Raw genomic sequence first — 17,923 nt, 5'->3', positions numbered from 1 at the left:
CAGGTGCGGACCGTGTCCGGAGTGATCCGCAGCCGGCGTGACACCTCCATGATCGAGTGCCCGTCGGCGCACTCCAGCACGATCCTTGAGCGCTGGGCCAGCGCCTGAGCCGTGGTGCGACGGCGACGAACCCAGCCCTCCAGCACGGCCCGCTGGGCATCAGTCAACGACAACGGCGGAATCTTCGGACCCGGACGACTCATACCCAACCAACGACGAACCTTCGACTCAGGTCACTAGGCGGAGGAGGCGGTACCCCTTCGCACGACGGCGAACACGGCGGCCGCCAGGCCCAGTACGCCCACCACCAGACCGGCGATGCCGAGCCCGCGCGCGGTGGAGTCGCTCGCCGAGGCCACCGTGGACCGGGAACTCACGGGTGCCGCCTCCGACGTACCGTCACCCGCCGTGAGCTTGAGCACCGGTGCCGGGTTCTCCGGCTCCTCCGCGCCCTGCTCGGCCTCCTCGATCCACCGGACGACCTTCCCGTCGGAGTACGTCTGCAAGGTCTTGAAGGTCAACTGTGCGGTGTTGTCGGGCAGTTGACCGAAGGCGACGTCGAAGTCCTCGTAGTGGCCCGGCTTGATCGCCCCGCCGGTCCAGGTGATCTCGGAGACGGCGTCGGTGATGGTGCCGTCGTCCGTCTTGACCGGCGTCTTCAGCTTCGTGTCGGTCACCTTGGCGCTCCAGCCGTCGTGCGGGGAGACGAGTGCGCCGAGGACGGGGTGGTCGGTGGGGAGGAAGAGCTGCACCTTCGTGGTACTCAAGGAGTCGTCCTCGTCGGGGACGCGGAAGCTCAGGACGCCGTCGGTGGCGCCCTTGGCGTAGCTCTCGGGGTGGACGGTGACGTGCGCGGAGGCGGCGCCCGCGGCGGCCAGGACTCCGGCGGCGGCGAGGAGGGTGACGGCGCCGGCGCGGCGCAGCGTGGCGGGTGTGCAGGACATGGGGCGGTAGGCCATGGCTCGGTAGGCCATCGGGCGGTAGGACATGGGTGGGTGGATCTCCGTACTGGGAAAGGGTGTCGGGGGTCAGATCGCGTACGGAATCCCCAGGGGCGGGCCGCGTCGCCGCACCGCGTGCCGCAGCAGGATCCGGCGCAGCGCTCCCGGTCCGTCGCCTGCTCGTCGCACGGCCTCCGGACGGGCCGGTACGGCCCACCCGCCCCTCAGCAGCTGCCACCAGGCGACGAGCCCCGGCACGAGCGCGGCGGCCCGGCGCAACAGCGACCACAACGCGGCCTCGCCGCGACGCAGCCACCAGGTCAGCAGGAGGGCGGCCGCGACGTGGGCCAGGGTGGCGTGGGGCGTCAGGGCGTGTGACTGCTGCATACGCATGCCGTGCACGGCCACGACCGCATGCGGCCGCGCGGCCCCGAACGCGAAGTGCAACCCGCCCTGCGCCATGAGCGTCGCAGCGCCGATGGGCACCAACGACCGCTCCCGCCCGCCCAGCAGGCATCCGCCTACGAACACCGGCACGAACCCCGCGATTTGCACCCACACCGGCGGCGCCATCCCGGTCGCCAGCGCGTGTCCCCCGGCGGCCAGCAGCACGCACAGCGCCGCGAACACCGCCGCACGCAGCCCTCGCACCGCAGGGGACGCCCTCATGCCGCCCGATCCTGCCACTCACCCCGGGGCGCCCGGCCCGCGCCCGGCCATTCCGCGACGGTTTTTGCACGGGCATGACCGGACGATTCCCGGCCACGTGCCGCCGACCCCGCCGGCCAGCCCAGGCGGCCGACCCCGCGGTGACGGAGCAGCACCCCAGGGCCGGTCACGACGTCGAGCGGCGGGCCGCCGGCGTCACCACCGGGCCCGGCGCGCCCGGACACCGACCTGTACGGGCAGCGGTGACACCGCGCCCCGGGTGCTGCTCACGGTCGTCGGCCGGCGTCGCCCACCGGCGTCACATCCCGGCGGCGTCCACCACGGCACCGAGGTCGACGAACTTGAAGCCGGTCGCCGTTCGCGTACCGCCCTCGCCGTCCGGCACGGCGGGGGTCTCCCGACCGTCCTGGACGACGAGCAGGCCGCGCGGGTAGCGGTCGCCGAGCGGGGCGTTCAGGACGGCGGCGCCGTCGCACTCCTCCACGCCGTCGAGCGCGTCGGTCGCGGCGCCGATCCGGAAGCCGCCCTCGTACTCGTTGTCCTCGCTCACCTCGCGGTCGTACAGGGCGAAGGTGTTGTCGCCCTGGCTGGAGGCGAGCAGATAGCCGTCGCCGTCCCGCTCCTGGAAGAGCGTCAGGCCCTCGACGTCGGCCGACAGACGCCTGCCGCCGTATCCGGGGTCGGCACCCGGAGCACACTCCTCGGTCTCCTCGTCATACGTCCCGGGGACGCCGTACTCCTTCACCTTGTCCACCAGCACCGGCTTGCCGGTGAGGTCGGCGCGGAGCCGCCAGATGCCGACGTCCTCCTGGCCCGCGTAGAGCGTGCCGGTGGCCGGGTCGACGACCATGCCCTCGACCTGCGGGAGTTCGCCGGGCTCCAGGCAGGGGCTCCAGGCCGTGCCGTTCGGCAGACGGAAGGTGGAGGGGAGGCCGAGGGTGCGGATCTTGCGGTAGCCGACCGTGCCGTTCGCGGCCGGGACGAGTTCGAGCAGGGCGAGGCGGGTGCGTTCGCGTTGACTCACCAACGCGTAGGCACGGCCGGTCGTCCTGTCCGTCCAGGTGGCCAGGCCGTACGCCGTGCGCTGGTCGTTGATCTCGGTCTGGTCGGCGGAGAAGACCGGGGCGGCGGCCGGGTCCGTGACGTCGGTCAGCGGACCGCCCGGCCGTGACGGATCGACGCGGTAGACGCGCAGTCGGTCGCCGCCACGGTCGCTCACCACCGCCACGTCGGCCCGCCCGGCCGACGTACGCAGGCCGGAGACGAGGTCGACGTTGTTGAAGCGGCCCGGGGCGTCGTCCTCGGCGGGCGGCTGCGGGGCGGGCAGCGACTGCACGAGGCGGGCGTCGAGGCCGTAGACCCGCAGACCGCCTTCCTTGGCGGTGGCGATGACGAGGCTGCGCCCGGGGTCGGCGGGGTTGCGCCAGATCGCCGGGTCGTCGGCGTCGGAGTTGCCGCCGGCCTCGTCGTCGTGGAGGGCGGCGGTCTCGCCGGTGGCGGTGACCACCGGCAGGTCGGCGGCCCCCGCGGGGGAGACCGCGAGGAGGGTCGTCAGCACGGTGCCCGAGGCGAGAAGTGCGGCTCTTCGCGCGGTGCGGGGCGTTCTCACAGGCGCTTCCTTACCGTCGATGTGTCAAGGACATGTCGATGGTGCGGGAGAGAGTTTGCCACCAGGAGACGGCGACCTGTCGGGCCGCCATGGCGCGTACGACCGTAGGACGGCCGCCGTTCGCCGGGGTGTCGACGGCCCGGCGTTCGCCCGCCACCCACAGGACACCAAACTTGTACCATTCCTTTTCTTGAACCATTCGTGTTTATGAGGGTAGGTTGGCGGCATGACTGCGCCCCAGCCCCCCGCCACTGCCGAGGAACTGCGTGGTGCCGGCCTGCGGGTGACGGCCGCCCGTGTCGCGCTGCTCGAGACCGTCCGGGGCGGCGACCACCTCGGCGTCGAGGCGATCGCCTCCGGGGTGCGCGACCGTGTCGGTCACATATCGCTTCAAGCCGTGTACGAAGCCCTGCACGCGCTCACCGCCGCGGGGCTCGTACGCCGCATCGAGCCACCGGGCAGCCCCGCCCGGTTCGAGGGCCGCGTCGGCGACAACCACCACCACCTCGTGTGCCGGTCGTGCGGCGTCGTCGCCGACGTCGACTGCGCGGTCGGCCATGCCCCCTGCCTGACCGCGTCCGTCGACCACGGCTTCTCGGTCGACGAGGCCGAGGTCATCTACTGGGGCCTGTGCCCCTCCTGCTCCACCGCCCCCAGCTCCTGAGCTCTTGATCCACCCCGTTCGGAAGGATTCCCTATGACCGAGAACCATGACGCGATTGTCACGGACCCGAAGCCGGAGGAGGCCGGAGGCTGCCCGGTCGCGCACGGGCGCGCCCCGCACCCGACCCAGGGCGGCGGAAACCGCCAGTGGTGGCCGGAGCGCCTCAACCTGAAGATCCTTGCCAAGGACCCGGTCGTCGCGAACCCCCTCGGTGAGTCGTTCGACTACGCCGAGGCGTTCCAGAACCTCGACCTGGCGGCCGTGAAACGGGACATCGCCGAGGTGCTGACCACCTCGCAGGACTGGTGGCCCGCCGACTTCGGCAACTACGGCCCGCTGATGATCCGCATGGCCTGGCACAGCGCCGGCACCTACCGCATCAGCGACGGCCGCGGCGGTGGCGGCCGTGGCCAGCAGCGCTTCGCGCCGCTGAACAGCTGGCCGGACAACGGCAACCTCGACAAGGCCCGCCGTCTGCTGTGGCCGGTCAAGAAGAAGTACGGCCAGTCCATCTCCTGGGCCGACCTCATGATCCTCACGGGCAATGTCGCGCTGGAGACGATGGGCTTCGAGACCTTCGGCTTCGCCGGCGGCCGCGCCGACGTCTGGGAGGCCGACGAGGACGTCTACTGGGGTCCCGAGACCACCTGGCTCGACGACCAGCGCTACACCGGCGACCGTGAGCTGGAGAACCCGCTCGGCGCCGTCCAGATGGGCCTCATCTACGTCAACCCGGAGGGCCCCAACGGCAACCCGGACCCGCTGGCCGCGGCGCGCGACATCCGCGAGACGTTCCGCCGCATGGCGATGAACGACGAGGAGACCGTCGCCCTCATCGCCGGTGGCCACACCTTCGGCAAGACCCACGGTGCCGGCCCCGCCGACCACGTGGGCAACGACCCCGAGGCCGCCTCCCTGGAGGAGCAGGGCCTGGGCTGGAAGTCCACCTACGGCACCGGCAAGGGCGGCGACGCCATCACGTCCGGTCTCGAGGTCACCTGGACCACCAAGCCCACCCAGTGGAGCAACGACTTCTTCGACATCCTCTTCGGCTACGAGTGGGAGCTGTCCGAGTCCCCGGCCGGCGCCAAGCAGTGGGTGGCCAAGGACGCCGAGGCGATCATCCCGGACGCGCACGACCCGTCGAAGAAGCGTCTGCCCACGATGCTCACCACCGACCTCTCGCTGCGCTTCGACCCGATCTACGGTGAGATCTCCAAGCGCTTCCACGAGAACCCGGCCGAGTTCGCGGACGCCTTCGCCCGCGCCTGGTTCAAGCTGACCCACCGCGACCTGGGCCCGAAGTCCCTGTACCTCGGCCCGGAGGTCCCCGGGGAGACGCTGCTGTGGCAGGACCCGCTGCCGCAGGCCGAGGGCGAGGTCATCGACGCCGCCGACGTGACGGCACTGAAGGCCAAGCTTCTCGCGTCCGGGCTGACCGTCTCGCAGCTGGTGTCCACCGCGTGGGCCTCGGCGTCCACGTTCCGTGGCAGCGACAAGCGCGGCGGTGCCAACGGCGCCCGCATCCGCCTTGAGCCGCAGCGCGGCTGGGAGGCCAACGACCCCGACCAGCTCGCCCAGGTCCTGCGCGTCCTGGAGGGCGTCCAGGCCGAGTTCAACGCCGGCGCCAAGAAGGTCTCCCTGGCCGACCTGATCGTCCTCGGCGGTGCCGCCGCGGTCGAGAAGGCCGCCAAGGACGCCGGCTTCGACGTGGAGGTCCCCTTCACGCCGGGCCGCGTGGACGCCACCGAGGAGCACACCGACGCGGAGTCCTTCGCCGCGCTGGAGCCGGTCGCGGACGGGTTCCGCAACTACCTCGGCAAGGGCACCCGCCTGCCGGCCGAGTACCTGCTGCTCGACAAGGCGAACCTGCTCACCCTGAGCGCCCCCGAGCTGACCGTCCTCGTCGGCGGCCTGCGCGTCCTGGGCGCCAACCAGGGGCAGTCCGCGCACGGCGTCCTCACCGACACCCCCGGGACCCTGACGAACGACTTCTTCGTCAACCTCCTGGACCTGGGTACGACGTGGAGCTCGACCTCGGAGGACCAGACCACGTTCGAGGGCCGCGACCCCGCCACCGGCGAGGTCAAGTGGACCGGCACCCGCGCCGACCTCGTCTTCGGCTCGAACTCCGAGCTGCGCGCCCTCGCTGAGGTCTACGCGAGCGACGACGCGAAGGAGAAGTTCGTGAAGGACTTCGTCTCCGCGTGGGACAAGGTCATGAACCTGGACCGGTTCGACCTCGTCTGATCGTGAACGATGCCCGGGCCGGCCCACAGGGGGCGGCCCGGGCATCGCCATGTGCGCCAACGGTCAGCGTCGCCATGTGCGCCACACGGTCCTTCGGCCGGAAGGCCGGAACCCCGCCACGGACGGATGAGTCTCGGTGGCTCGGTGGCTCGGGGCTCGGTGGCTGAGTGGCCAGCGAGTTCGCCGGTGAGCTTGCCGTCGGTGACACCGAGGGCGGCTGAAATCGTGGAATTGAGCCGGACGCATCACCATGGCCCCGGATCATCCGATCCGGGGCCATAGCTGGGCACACTTTTCGTCACAGAGCGGCAGTGTGGACGCTCGCGCCCGCTCCAAGCCCCTCGGTCGAGGCGACGGCGACGAGGTCGGCGCAGACGTCCGCGATCGGCGTCTCGACGAAGAGACCGCCGGAGCCGCCGGAGCCGCCGACGGCGAGACCGCCGGAGACGTGGTCCAGGTCGGCGTCGGAGATCTCGGCTGTTTCAACCGGGCAAGCAAGGTTCATTGCGCGCGGTTCCCTTCGCATAGGTATTTCGGAATGGCTGGCAGAGTTCGCCCGATGGTCAAAGGCGGGAACTCATCCGGCGACTTGCGCCACGCGCAGGATCAAAGCACGTCGGCAAAAGGGCGGCCAGCCGTCCGAGGCCCACAGGGGACACACCGCGAATCCCAACTTCACCGGCGTGCCCACGCGGTGACCGAACACGCCTAACCCTTCACACGACCCACTGCTGCGCTGCACGCATGACGGTTGCCGACTGTTCCCGAGACGGCCACGCCCGCGCCGAGTCCGCCGTAATCCGACCCAGCCGTGACCACGGTCCGGGCTCCGTACGGCCTGTCGGTGAACGGTGTGCAGGTTTACCGGATCTTCGGCAACCAGCCGAGACCGCAAGCACCCGCAACCATCCCTCTCGGCTTCGGCGAAGGCACCGCCGCTCACCCGAGCCGCGTCCTCCGGCAAGCCCTACACTTCCTGCTCGCGCGGGTCGCGTAGGCACCCGATCCGCAGGAGCTGGGACAGCAGGTCGGCACGGCGCAGCAGCGGTACGACCACCTCGCAGATGACGTCGACGGGCTCCCCAGCGGTCTGTCCGCTCCCGATGGCCGCCTCCCCGTGCCTTCGCGAGCACGCGAGGAAGCCGTCCGACTCGTGAGGTACCCGATGTACGGCCATCCCACGTGCCTCCTTGCGAAGAGATGAGCCCGCCCTCGCCCGCCGGGGCGGGTCCGGCAGTGTCGACGCGCTCGACGAGCTTGTTCGACATCCCCCGAGGGAAGACGGCTGATCCTCCCCGAGGGTTGTGCTGCCGGACCGAACCGGGACGATCCTCACACTGGCCCAGCGCGGAGTGGTGGGCGACCGTGGTGCGGAGGGTGCCGCTGCCGGACTCGCCGGTGCTCACCAGGGCTCACCAGGGCGCGACGGCCGCGACGAGCATCTGCACCACGACGGACAGGCTCAGGCTGCCGCCGAGCGCCGTGTGGTCCCGCCCGCGGGCTCCCCCGGCGCCGCGACGAAGGCCGCACGCGTGCGGCGGCGGTCACGCGGTCGCGGCGGTCGGGCCCGCATTGGCGAGTGCCCGCGACCTGGGAGAGGGCCCGTGGACCTCCGCCAACGAGGAGCGCGGAGCGAGTGCTCGGGGACGGCCACGCCGTGGACGCGGCCAGGCGGCCGCCGATCGCCGCCGCGTCGAGCTGTACGGCCGTCCCCTCGGCCTGCAGCAGTCGCGCGCCTCTCCGGTTCCGGGGAGCGGAGGAGCGCACGGAGGCAGGAGCCCGCCTCGATGAAGTCCCGCATGGACATATCGGCCGGCAGCCCGCCGCGCCCCCATCACGGTCACGTGGTCGCACGGTCGGCACGGTCACGTGGTCGGCACGGTCACGTGGTCGGCGTGGTCGGCACGGTCGGCTCCATCTCGGAGGCCCCCGTCACGGGTCCGGTCAACGCGCCGCAGCGACCACCGGCTCCAACCGGCGCACGCGGAACCGGCGGTGTCGCAGCAGGGGCCGTTCGACGAGGACGTATGAGGCCAGGGCCGCCGCGACCGTCACCGTGACGCCGACGGGGAGCAGCCGGACGCCGTCCACACCGAGGCCGGAGAGCAGCCGGATGACGGGGTAGTGCCACAGGTACATCCCGTAGCTGAGGTTGCGTCCGACCCATGCCAGGGCGGACACCGACAGCAGACGGGAGGGCCACGACCGGGGGCACAAGTCCAGCGCGGCCACCACCGTGGCCGACAGAACGGCCGCGGCCAGGAAGCCGACCGTGTACCACACGGGGTTCCACCCGCTCGCTCCGGTGATCGGGATCTGCCAGGCGATCAGCCCCAGCAGCGCGAGCGCGGGCCAGCAGAGCCGTCCCGCCCATCGGCGCAGCAACGCCAGTCGGGGATCCTCGGCCCGCAGCCGGGCCACGACGACGGCGAGCAGAGCCCCGACGAGGAGCTGGTCGGCACGGGTGTCGGGGCCGTTGTAGATGCGGTGCGCCGCCGTGGGGTCCCAGAGCACCATCCGCCAGAGCACCGGCAGGACGCACAGCGCCGCGACCCAGCCCAGCACCGTCCGCGCCGTCGCGTGCCGTAGCAGTACCAGCAGCAGGAGCGGCCAGGCCAGGTAGAACTGTTCCTCCACGCCCAGCGACCAGGTGTGGCTGAAGGGCGCGGTGAGGTCCGAGTACGGGCCGGGCTGCCCAGCCCGTACGAGATTGACCACCGAGGCCGCGGCCAGTGCCGCCGCCACCCACGCCCCGTCGAGCAGTGGCAGCGGGAGCGCCAAGGACAGCAGGGATATGACCGCGCACATCACCAGCATCGCCGGCACCAGCCGCAGCCACCGCCGCCGGTAGAACGACCCCAGGCCGACGCGGCCGGTACGGGCGTACTCGGCGACCAGCAGCCGGGTGATGACGAACCCGCTGAGCGTGAAGAAGACGTCCACGCCCACCGAGCCTCCGGGCACCACGTCCGGCTCCACGTGATACACGATCACCAACAGCACGGCGACCGTCCGCAATCCGTCCAGCCCCGCCACCCGCCCACCACGCAGTGCCGACGGAAAGCCCCGCCCGCCGCGTCTGTGCCGTTCGGCCGGCGAGGGGACGAGGGGCGGCGCCGCTCGCACGCCCAGGCTCTGCTCCGTGGCCTCGTCTACCGTGCTCGGATGAGGGGTGCTCATAACGGCCGCGTCTGCCCCACGCAGCGGAGGTCACACCATTTGTCATGCAGCCCACACGTTCCAGCGCCGCTTTCCGGCCGCCGGGGCACCGGCGGCACGGCAGACGCGCACATCATGCGTACGTCACCGGGGAGGTGGCGACAGACCGTAGGTTCTCCTCGGCTCTACGAACTCCTCCCGGAACATCTCCGGTGAAGCCCGTAGCTGCGGGATGTCGATCTCCGGGGGATGAAGCTCAGGCGCGCCGAGTCGTCGTCCATACGGAACCCCGGACGGCTATCTTCCTTTCCAATCGAAGCTCTGGGGAAGCGCGCCGCTTTCCCACAGACGATCGAGCCTGTCGAAGAACTTGGAGAGGTTCTTGTCGAACTCCTCCCACGCCTGCGGGTCCAGGGCGCGCCACGGGTCCGAGATGGTCAGGCCAGGCGGCAGAGGACCGGTCGACCCGGCTGTCCTGCGGCACGCGGCACACCAGGTGTAACTCATCACAGAAGGACCACTCGCGTGCCGCGCGGTTCTCAAATAGGAACGAATCGCCACCTCCCCGCACGCCGGACATCGCCATTCCGACTGGTCCCGCAGGAAGTTGCGCTCCCGCCCGAGCGCCTCAACCTCCGCAGGGGTGAAGCGCTGCAATTGCCGAGTCATGAGCGCAACCTCCGTTTGAACACCCTCAACATGACATGCCCGTATGCCTCCGCAGTATTGACGACATCGTCCACGTCTCTGACCTGCGGACTGCGGGAGGCACTCCCGCCTACGGCAACAGCCCGCACGACGGTGGCGGCAAGCCCGACAAGGGGCCCGCGGCTAGCCTCGCGCTTTCATGAAGTGTGGTGTCCGACGGGTGGTCAGACAAAACGAAAGGTACCTCTGGCCAGCAAGAATGCGGATTGTCGAGGTCCTTGTTCCTGCCACCGCCGGAGGCACTTCACAGGTGAAGAAGCGGATCGGGTCCTACCCGCGTGTCCCCGTCGAGGGCGGTGGCCGGGCTGTGGTCTCGCAGGCGGAAGACGTCCCAAGCTGGACCAGACGATATCGGTGGCTCTGGCGCCGTCGTGCAAGTCGGGGCAGTGCACGATCCGGGGGAGATGCTGCTGGACGTGCCTCGGCTGTCGCGCTCGGTTGGACTGCCTGGCCGATGTGGGCCTGTTGCGGGCCGAGCCGGCCGTGTTCGGGTCGGCGGCCTCCGCCCGTCGGTCTCCCGGTGATCAGCAAGGTGGCGCGGGCAGCGGGTCCTGGCCGCGCTGCGCATCGCCCGCGCCGAAGTGCGCGAACCTGTCTGGCGGTTGGCCGGTGAAGCGGCGCCGGACGCGGGTGGGCATGTGATCGTGGACCTGGATGGCGTCCTCGTCCTGGCGCACTCCGAGAAACAGGACGCCGCCGCGACCTGGAAGAAGACCTTTGGGCACGACCCGCTGATGGGGTTCGTCGGCCACGGCCGCGGTGGGTTCGGCGAACCGTCGTGGGCCTGTTGCTGTCTGGCAACGCGGATGTCGATCGCGTAGCCGATGCGCGTACTCGGCGCGCTGCGGGCTCGAAGCCGCCACGGGCACCCGGAAGTGCCTCGTCCACGGGAACTAGGATTCAGCGCTCCCTGTTCCCGCCGACAAGAGGCACTCTCCCTGCGCCGGGGGCAAAGGTCAACGGTCGTCCTACATGAAAGCCGGGGTCAGTTGTAGACGTTGAATTCTGCGACTGACCACCAGCTACGAGCAACGTTGCCGGTGTTGACGACCTTGATGTAGCGAGCTGTCTGCGTGGGGAAGGAAATCAGGTGGACTCGTTGGCCGTCCGCTACGGAAGAAACCTTGGTCCAGTCGGTTCCATCCGTGGATACGTATACGTCTGCGCTCCGCGCATAGTCGCTGACACTGCCGCCGACATCCAACACAATCTTGTCGAAGGTCTGGGTCTGCCCCATGTCCACTTGGATCCAGAGGCCGTCGTACTGCCCTGTTCCGGAGCTGTACCGAGTATCGGAATTGCCATCGATCATGTTTCCGGGCGCGTCCCACTGACTTGCGTCCGAAGACTTTGCGGTCCAGCTCGTCCTGGGCAGCGCAGGACCTAGATCGATGACGTCGAACGAAGATCCACCTGCATCCACTCCGCTGGTTCCCTTCACGGAAACCGTGACCTTCCCCGCCGGAAGTCCCTTCGGAACGTAGGCGCTGATGCTGGTGTCCGACCAGGTGTCTATTTCGGCATAGCTCGATCCGAAATACACCGTACCCAGCCCCTGCGCATCGCCGAAACCAGAACCGGGAATCGTGAACTTGGAGCGCGGCATGCCTCGTTCCGGCTTCAAATCACTGAACGTCGGCGATGGGAAGCTCGACAGCTTCTTGGTCGTGAACATCGCCGAGGTGCCGCCCGGCAGCGTACAGGTGTACGACCCGTCGGTGGACATCTTGAAACTCTTACTGTCGGTGGTCCCGTTGAATACTACGGTGACCTGCTCCCCTTCCTTGCTGGTCCAGCTCTTCAACTGGAGGCCGTTCGATACCGCTGCCGGAGCTGTGATCGAGCCGGTTCCACGCGCAGACCCGTACACCTCGATGTCGCCGATGGCCCACCAGAAACCGGATGCCGCGGTACTGACGATGCGAATGTACTGTGCCGTCCGGGTCGGCAACGTGACGGCTATCTTGCCGATGCCGCCGCTGCCGCTCGCAATCGCGCTGCCCCAATCGGCACCGTCGTTCGAAACGTAGATCTGATACTTGGTGACGTAGTCGAACGAGTTGTTCACGCCGGTGTCGATGACGATTTTATTGAAGCTCGTGGGGCTCCCCAGGTCGATCTGGAACCAGTCACCGCTCGTCGGCCCATGCCCGAGACTCCACCGTGTGTTGGTGTCGCCGTCGATCGCGTTTGCGGCCACACCCCAGTCCGGCTGCGCGGAAGCCGTGGCGGTCCATTTGCTGCGGCTCAGCGCCCTTCCTGTCGTCTGGACGGAAGCTCCGATCGGCAGGGAGTACGTGACCAGCTTGTTTCCGGTACGGATGGAGTTCTGGTAGGGCAGCAGTGCCGGGTCGTACGTGACGGTGACCGGGCCGGATGCCGACGTGAACGTGAAGTCGTGCGTCGGGTCCGAGACCTTGGTCGCTGCGGGGGTATGGCCGCTCTGTGCAGGCCCGGCATACGTGAAGGTGACGGCGTCGCCGGCGTTCAGGGTGTAGTCGAACGAGTGTGTCCCGTCCGCGACGCTGAAGGTCTTCGCGGCGCTTCCCGAGTTGTGGGCGATCAGGACCTTCGATCCGTCCGGGTTCTGGAACGCGACGTTCTCTATGCTTCCTTCGCCGAATGTGTTCGAGTAGATCCGGCGCGCTCCGGGCTTGACGAACCTGCTGGCGTGAGCGAGGGCGTGGTAGTCCACGTTGTAGGACACCCGCCCGTCGGCCGGGTCGATCGTGAGCAACCCCCGAAGCATGGGTATGCCGGCCGTGTCGCTGTTGAGCGGGCCCCGATCGGGGTCGAGTGCGATGTTCCACAGCATCACCCCGTTCGCCCAGTTGCGCGTTCCGTTGATGATCCACGTACCCAGTGCTTCACTGAACGCCGTCTGGTCGCTGTCCTGCCAAACGCCTCCGGTGGCTTCCGTGATGAACGTTTCCTTGCTCGGATAGTCGTTGTGGACCACTGTCTGGTAGTTCGGGTTGCCGCTGTAGATGTGCCACCCGGTTCCCGCGGTGTACTTGGAGGCTGCGGGGTCGCTGAAAATCGTCTCCGGATACGAGGGCACGTCCCAGTTATGGTCCCAAGCCAGGATCTTCGTGGAGATTCCGTTGGCTTCGAACGCCTTGCCGATCTCCTGGATCAAATCGGCTTCCTGGTACGCGGACAGGAACATCCCGGGCCAGGTGGGAGTACCCATGGGTTCGTTTTGCGGGGAAATGTAGGAGATGGGCACGCCGGCTTCGCCATAGGCTTGGATGAACTTGACGAAGTAGTTGGCCAGCGCGGAGGTGTACTCGCTCTTGAGGGTGCCTCCGATCATGGAGTCGGAGGTCTTCATCCAGCCTGGCGGGCTCCACGGGTTGGCCATGATCTTGATGGACGGGTTGAGTGAGAGGGCCTGCCGCAAGGCCGGAATGATGTACGGCACGTCATGCTGGACGGAGAAGTTGGACAGCGTCGGGTCCGTTTGTCCCGCGGGCATGTCGTTGTAGGAGTAGTTCCCGGACGCGTTGAAATCCGTGGCGCCCATCGGGGAGCGGAGCAGGCTGAGGCCGATTCCCTTCGAGGGATCGAACAGCTTGTTCATCAACTTGGTCCGCTCGGCGGTGGACAGCTTGTCGATGAGCCAGGCGGAGGAGTCGGTCATGGCCGCGCCGAAGCCTTGGACCTTTTGGTACTTGACGCTGTCGTCGATCTTGATCGTGAGCGGGTTGGCCGTTCTCTTCGCCTTGAACAGCACATCGTCCTGGCCGGCGACCCACTTGTCGGCCGATACGTCCGTCAGCCACACACGGACGGAATTGTCACGTGAGGCTTGCTTCAGTTGCGGGGCGGCGATGGAGTTCCCGGAAACCGAGGTCCAGGCGGCGGCGACACCGACGGCGGTGGCCAGGAACTGGCGTCGCCCGAGACCGTATGAGCTCATGGAAGATCCTCCTTCGGACCTGCTTGGTCAGTACTTGGGAGAGGGGGTGGGACACATTGCCGAGGTGGGGGATCGACCGGTTGGAGTCGGTTCTACGGCGACGTCGGCGCCGACTCTGCGGCGCTGGTGCTCGGCTCCTTGATCACGAGCGGGTGCAGCTCCCACGCGTCGACCGCGAAGCCGAGGCGCGTACCTGGTGCGCTGCGGGCCTCAAGTCGCCACGGGCCTTGCCCTGTGGGGTAGCAGCGCAGGGTGAGGACCTGGCCGGTGGTGGTCAGGAAGATTTCGGCGATGGAGTGGTCGACGACCACGCGCAGCTCGACCGGCTGACCAGTGGGGCAGGGCATCCTGTAGGAGCCGCCGCGGGCCCGGGGGTCCAGTGAGGCGTGGTCACGGTCGACGACCAGTTCGCCCGCATCGGTATCGACGCGGATGTCGAGGTGCTCGGAGCCGTCCGGGGTGGTGAGCAGCCGCAGACCGGCGTTTCCGGTCGGCTCCAGACGGGCCGTCAGGTCGAAGGCTCGGCCCACGCTGCCGAGGTCCACCGGCTGCGGGCCGTGCGTCGCGCCTGCGGCGTGGATGGTGTGTTCGCCGCGCAGGGCGAGCAGTTCGGTGGCGGGCTGCTGGCGCAGCGAACCGTCGCCGTCGACATGGATCTCGCGGGGCAGGGTGAGGACGCCGGCCCATCCGTCCGCGACGGCCCAGGCTTCGTCGCGGGCTTCCCATGACCAGCCCCACAGCAGCCACCGGTTGCCCGGTGCACGCAGGAGAGCGGGCGCGTAGCAATCGGGGCCGTGGTCGGCGGGTACCGCTGAGCCCGCCTTGGAGTGGCCGTCATGCTCTTCGCCGATCAGGGCCGCGACCCTCTGCGGACCGGTGGGTTCGGTCCAGGTGCTGAAGAGGAGGGCGCCGCGTCCGTCGGCTGCCGGGAGGTATTGCGGGCATTCCCAGCCCTCGCCGGTGAGCAGGTCGGTGCCACCGATGGGCTCCGGACGGCGGGCCGCGAAAGGCCCCCGGTAGGTCCACTCGTCCAAGTCGGGAGAGTCGTACAGGAGGGCGGCGGCGCGGCCGTCCGCGAGGGCGGCGCCGACCAGCATCCGCCAGCCGTCGCCGTCCTGCCAGACGTACGGGTCGCGGTACATGGTGCAGCCCTCGGGCAGCTCGGGGATGACCAGTTCACCACTCGGGCTGAACGTCCGGCCGCTGTCTCGGGAGACGGCCCGGGTGACCGGCTGGTGCTGGAACGAGCGGTCCTCGCGGTGCGCGGAGTAGAAGGCGACCAGCCGTTCGCCGTCGGAGACGGCGTTACCGGAGAAGCAGCCGTCGGCGTCCAGGCCACCGGGGGTCGGGGACAGGGCGATCGGCAGCGGCTCCCAGGTCAGCAGGTCGGGGCTGCGGAAGTGGCCCCAGTGCATGTTGGCGTGGTTCGCTCCGTGCGGGTTGTACTGGTAGCACACGTGGTAGTGGCCGTCGTGGAAGACCAGCCCGTTGGGGTCGTTGATCCAGTTGCGGGGCGGGCGCAGGTGCGCGACGGGGAAGTGTGTATCGCGGGGTGGAGTGGACACACGCGTGCCTTTCGGTATGACAGGGGACCGCCCCGCCGGCCCTCTGGTTCGCGGGGCGGCGGGCCGACGGGGCGGTGGTCTTCAAGCCTGTGTGCGGCCTTCAGGTCCGGATGCGGAATTCCACGCTCAGCTGCTGCTCCCGCCGTGAGCTGGGGCCGACGCGGAGTGCGAACTCGCCTGGTTCAACCACTCGGCGGTTGTCAGCTGTGACGAGAGAGCACTGGGAGGCAGGGATGCTGATGCGGACGTCCAGGCTTTCGCCGGGAGGTATTTCAACCTGGGTGAAACCCTTCAGCTCCTGCTCGGCCCAGGTGACGCTGGTGGTCAGGTCGCTGACGTACGCCTGGACCGTTTCCACGGCCCTGCGGCTGCCGCTGTTGGTGAGCCGCACCGTGGCGTCGACGGTGCCGTCGGCGGAGACCTCTGGGTCGTGCACGACCAGGTCGGAGTAGGTGACCGTGGTGTAGGTGAGGCCCTCGCCGAACGCGAACAGGGGGTCCTGTGTGAGATCCGCGTAGCGGCTCCCGTGCTGGCCTCGCACCTGGTTGTAGAAGACCGGTTGCTGTCCGACGTGACGTGCGAAGGAGACCGGGAGCCGGCCGCTGGGTTCGATGAGTCCGAGAAGGAGTTCGGCGGCGGCGCGGCCACCGCGCATGCCCGGGTTGAACGCCTCGACAAGGGCTGCCGCGTTCAGTGCCGACTCCGGGAGGGTGCTCGGCTTTGATTGGGCGAGTACGACGATCATCGGTGTGCCGGTGGCGGCGACCGCGTCCAGGAGCGCGATCTGGCCTCCCTGGAGGTCGAGCGTGGCCGTGGAGCGCACCTCGCCGGTGAGGGCAATGGTGTCCCCCACGACCACGACGGCGTAGTCGGCGGCCTCCGCGGCGGCGGTGGCCTCCCGAAGCTGTGCCTGGTCGACCGGGGCGGGGGTGAAAACAGCCGGCTGCGGTTGGCCGTCGGGACCGAGGGACCATTCGGAGTTGGATGCGGGGCTTTCGATGTCGGCTCCGCGGGCGTACGTGATGGTCCAGTCGGCCGGTGCGACGGCGCGAAGGCCGTCGAGCACCGTCTCCACCGACTCGCGTGGATGTCCTTCGGGCATCCACGGGACCTGGCCGGTGGCGCCCGCCCAGTCGCCGAGCATGGCTTGCGTGCTGTCGGCGTTGGGGCCGATGACCGCGATCGTCCGCGGTCTGTCCCGGCTCACGGCGCGCCCCGTTCCGTCCGAGGTCAGCCCGCCCCCGAGGGGCAGGATCCCCTCGTTGCGCAGCAACACCAGGGAGCGTCGGGCGGTTTCGAGGTTGAGGTCGGCGTGTGCGCGGCAGCCGATCACCTGCGCCTGCCGCTCGGGGTCGGGGGCGCGGGGGTTCTCGAAAAGTCCGAGCTCGAACTTCAGCCGCAGAACCCGCCGTACCGCGTCATCGATCTGCTTCTCTTCAATCAGGCCGCGGGCGACCGCCTCCTGGGCGCCCTCGAAGAACTGCGGTGTGGCCATGATGAGGTCGTTCCCGGAGTTGACGGCGACCGCCGCCGCCTCGGCGTAGTCGGCGCAGGTCCGCTGGTCGTAGACCATCCGGCCGACGTTGTCCCAGTCGGTCACCAGCGTCCCGGTGAAGCCCCACTCGCCCTTGAGCACGTCGTTGATCAGCCACTGATGCGCGGTGATGGGCACCCCGTCGATGGACTGGTAGCCGAGCATGAAGCCGCGGCAGCCGGCCCGTACCGCCTGCTCGAAGGGGGGCAGGAACCACGAGCGCAGCTTGCGAGGGCTGAGATCGGCTTCGCTGGCGTCGCGCCCGCCCAGGGTTTCGGAGTAGCCCGCGAAGTGCTTGGCGTACGCCAGCACGGCTGTCGGGTCGCTGAGGCCGTCGCCCTGGTAGCCGCGTACCATCGCCGCCCCGAGTTCACCGATCAGGAACGGGTCCTCGCCGAACGTCTCGTTGATCCGGCCCCAGCGCAGGTCCCGGGTGATGCACAGCACCGGGGAGAACGTCCCGTGGATTCCGGTCGCCGCGATTTCGGTCGCGGCCGCTCGGGCGACTCGGTGGAGCAGGGAGGGGTCCCAGGTGCAGGCCATGGCCAGCTGGGTCGGGAAGATGGTCGCCCCCGGCCAGAACGAGTGGCCGTGGATGCCGTCGTCGGCTGTCAGCAGCGGTATGCCGAGCCGTGTCTGCCGGGCCAGTTCCATGGCCTGCGGCATGAGGTCGGGAGACACATGCAGGACTGCCCCGGCCAGCTTGGCCGACACGATGTCCGCCAGGCCCCCGTGTTGTGCGTCGAGCATCAGCAGCTGCCCGACCTTCTCCGGCAGGGTCATCCGGGACAGCAAGTCGTCGGTTCTCGCTTCCACGGACGCTTCCGGATCCAGGTACGCGGCAGAGTGGACCGGCTGTCCCACGGTGTTCTCCAAGAGATGAGTCGTCACAGATCAGAGAG

At 69.1% G+C, this 17,923-nt stretch carries 13 protein-coding genes and 1 pseudogene; 3 read left to right on the top strand and 11 right to left on the bottom strand.

All coding sequences use genetic code 11. The annotated features are described in order from the left end of the window. The 4 genes from ACFWWR_RS40625 to ACFWWR_RS40610 form a co-directional block, all read right to left on the bottom strand. On the bottom strand, nt 1-203 hold a 203-nt coding region (locus ACFWWR_RS40625), incomplete at its 3' end, for a helix-turn-helix domain-containing protein (protein WP_384308905.1). 33 nt (nt 204-236) lie between these two features. Then, the gene (locus ACFWWR_RS40620) at nt 237-944 is read right to left on the bottom strand and encodes a YcnI family protein (RefSeq protein ID WP_384308911.1); all 708 of its coding nucleotides are present in this window, start codon (nt 942-944) and stop codon (nt 237-239) included. An 84-nt stretch (nt 945-1,028) separates the two neighbouring features. Further along, entirely contained in the window at nt 1,029-1,610 is a 582-nt protein-coding gene (locus ACFWWR_RS40615; protein WP_384308902.1) for a hypothetical protein, read from the bottom strand. Between the two features lie 298 nt (nt 1,611-1,908). Continuing rightward, on the bottom strand, nt 1,909-3,219 hold the full coding sequence (locus ACFWWR_RS40610) for a phytase (protein WP_384308899.1): 1,311 nt from the start codon (nt 3,217-3,219) through the stop codon (nt 1,909-1,911). A gap of 226 nt (nt 3,220-3,445) precedes the next feature. Here ACFWWR_RS40610 and ACFWWR_RS40605 point away from each other — a divergent pair, with 226 nt between their 5' ends. Continuing rightward, nucleotides 3,446-3,883 carry a Fur family transcriptional regulator gene (locus ACFWWR_RS40605; RefSeq protein WP_384308896.1) on the top strand — a complete coding sequence of 146 codons (438 nt, stop codon included), beginning with the start codon at nt 3,446-3,448 and terminating at the stop codon, nt 3,881-3,883. A gap of 33 nt (nt 3,884-3,916) precedes the next feature. Continuing rightward, complete coding sequence (gene katG, locus ACFWWR_RS40600; RefSeq protein ID WP_384308893.1) at nt 3,917-6,133, top strand: catalase/peroxidase HPI; 2,217 nt, start codon at nt 3,917-3,919, stop codon at nt 6,131-6,133. Nucleotides 6,134-6,431: 298 nt separating this feature from the next. On the opposite strand, the gene ACFWWR_RS40595 is transcribed toward katG, so the two are convergent. From ACFWWR_RS40595 to ACFWWR_RS40580, 4 genes are all read right to left on the bottom strand, one after another. Beyond that, a complete protein-coding gene (locus tag ACFWWR_RS40595) occupies nt 6,432-6,638 on the bottom strand; it encodes a hypothetical protein (RefSeq protein ID WP_384308890.1) in 207 nt (68 codons plus the stop codon). 462 nt (nt 6,639-7,100) lie between these two features. After that, nucleotides 7,101-7,310: a hypothetical protein gene (locus ACFWWR_RS40590; protein ID WP_383875142.1), complete on the bottom strand. Its 210-nt coding sequence runs from the start codon at nt 7,308-7,310 to the stop codon at nt 7,101-7,103. A gap of 767 nt (nt 7,311-8,077) precedes the next feature. Then, nucleotides 8,078-9,313, bottom strand: coding sequence for an acyltransferase family protein (locus ACFWWR_RS40585; protein ID WP_384308888.1), 1,236 nt, complete (start codon nt 9,311-9,313; stop codon nt 8,078-8,080). A 276-nt stretch (nt 9,314-9,589) separates the two neighbouring features. After that, nucleotides 9,590-9,961, bottom strand: a complete 372-nt coding sequence (locus tag ACFWWR_RS40580) for a hypothetical protein (RefSeq protein ID WP_384308886.1) — start codon at nt 9,959-9,961, stop codon at nt 9,590-9,592. A 289-nt stretch (nt 9,962-10,250) separates the two neighbouring features. Here ACFWWR_RS40580 and ACFWWR_RS40575 point away from each other — a divergent pair. Further along, nucleotides 10,251-10,826, top strand: a pseudogene (locus ACFWWR_RS40575) (transposase); the annotation flags it as partial. A 159-nt stretch (nt 10,827-10,985) separates the two neighbouring features. On the opposite strand, the gene ACFWWR_RS40570 reads toward ACFWWR_RS40575, so the two are convergent. The 3 genes from ACFWWR_RS40570 to ACFWWR_RS40560 all read right to left on the bottom strand — a co-directional run bounded on the left by ACFWWR_RS40570 (nt 10,986) and on the right by ACFWWR_RS40560 (nt 17,885). Beyond that, nucleotides 10,986-13,922 (bottom strand): discoidin domain-containing protein, encoded by a 2,937-nt coding sequence (locus ACFWWR_RS40570; protein WP_384308883.1) that lies wholly within the window; start codon nt 13,920-13,922, stop codon nt 10,986-10,988. A 92-nt stretch (nt 13,923-14,014) separates the two neighbouring features. After that, the gene (locus tag ACFWWR_RS40565; protein WP_384308880.1) at nt 14,015-15,487 is read right to left on the bottom strand and encodes a glycoside hydrolase family 32 protein; all 1,473 of its coding nucleotides are present in this window, start codon (nt 15,485-15,487) and stop codon (nt 14,015-14,017) included. Nucleotides 15,488-15,587: 100 nt separating this feature from the next. Continuing rightward, a complete protein-coding gene (locus ACFWWR_RS40560) occupies nt 15,588-17,885 on the bottom strand; it encodes a glycoside hydrolase family 3 N-terminal domain-containing protein (RefSeq protein WP_384308908.1) in 2,298 nt (765 codons plus the stop codon). Nucleotides 17,886-17,923 lie beyond the last annotated feature (38 nt).

It is taken from the genome of Streptomyces sp. NPDC058678, from assembly GCF_042714835.1.
Classification (GTDB): Bacteria; Actinomycetota; Actinomycetes; order Streptomycetales; family Streptomycetaceae; genus Streptomyces.
Note: the sequence above shows the minus strand (reverse complement) of the source record. Positions and strands in the feature narration are given on the sequence as shown.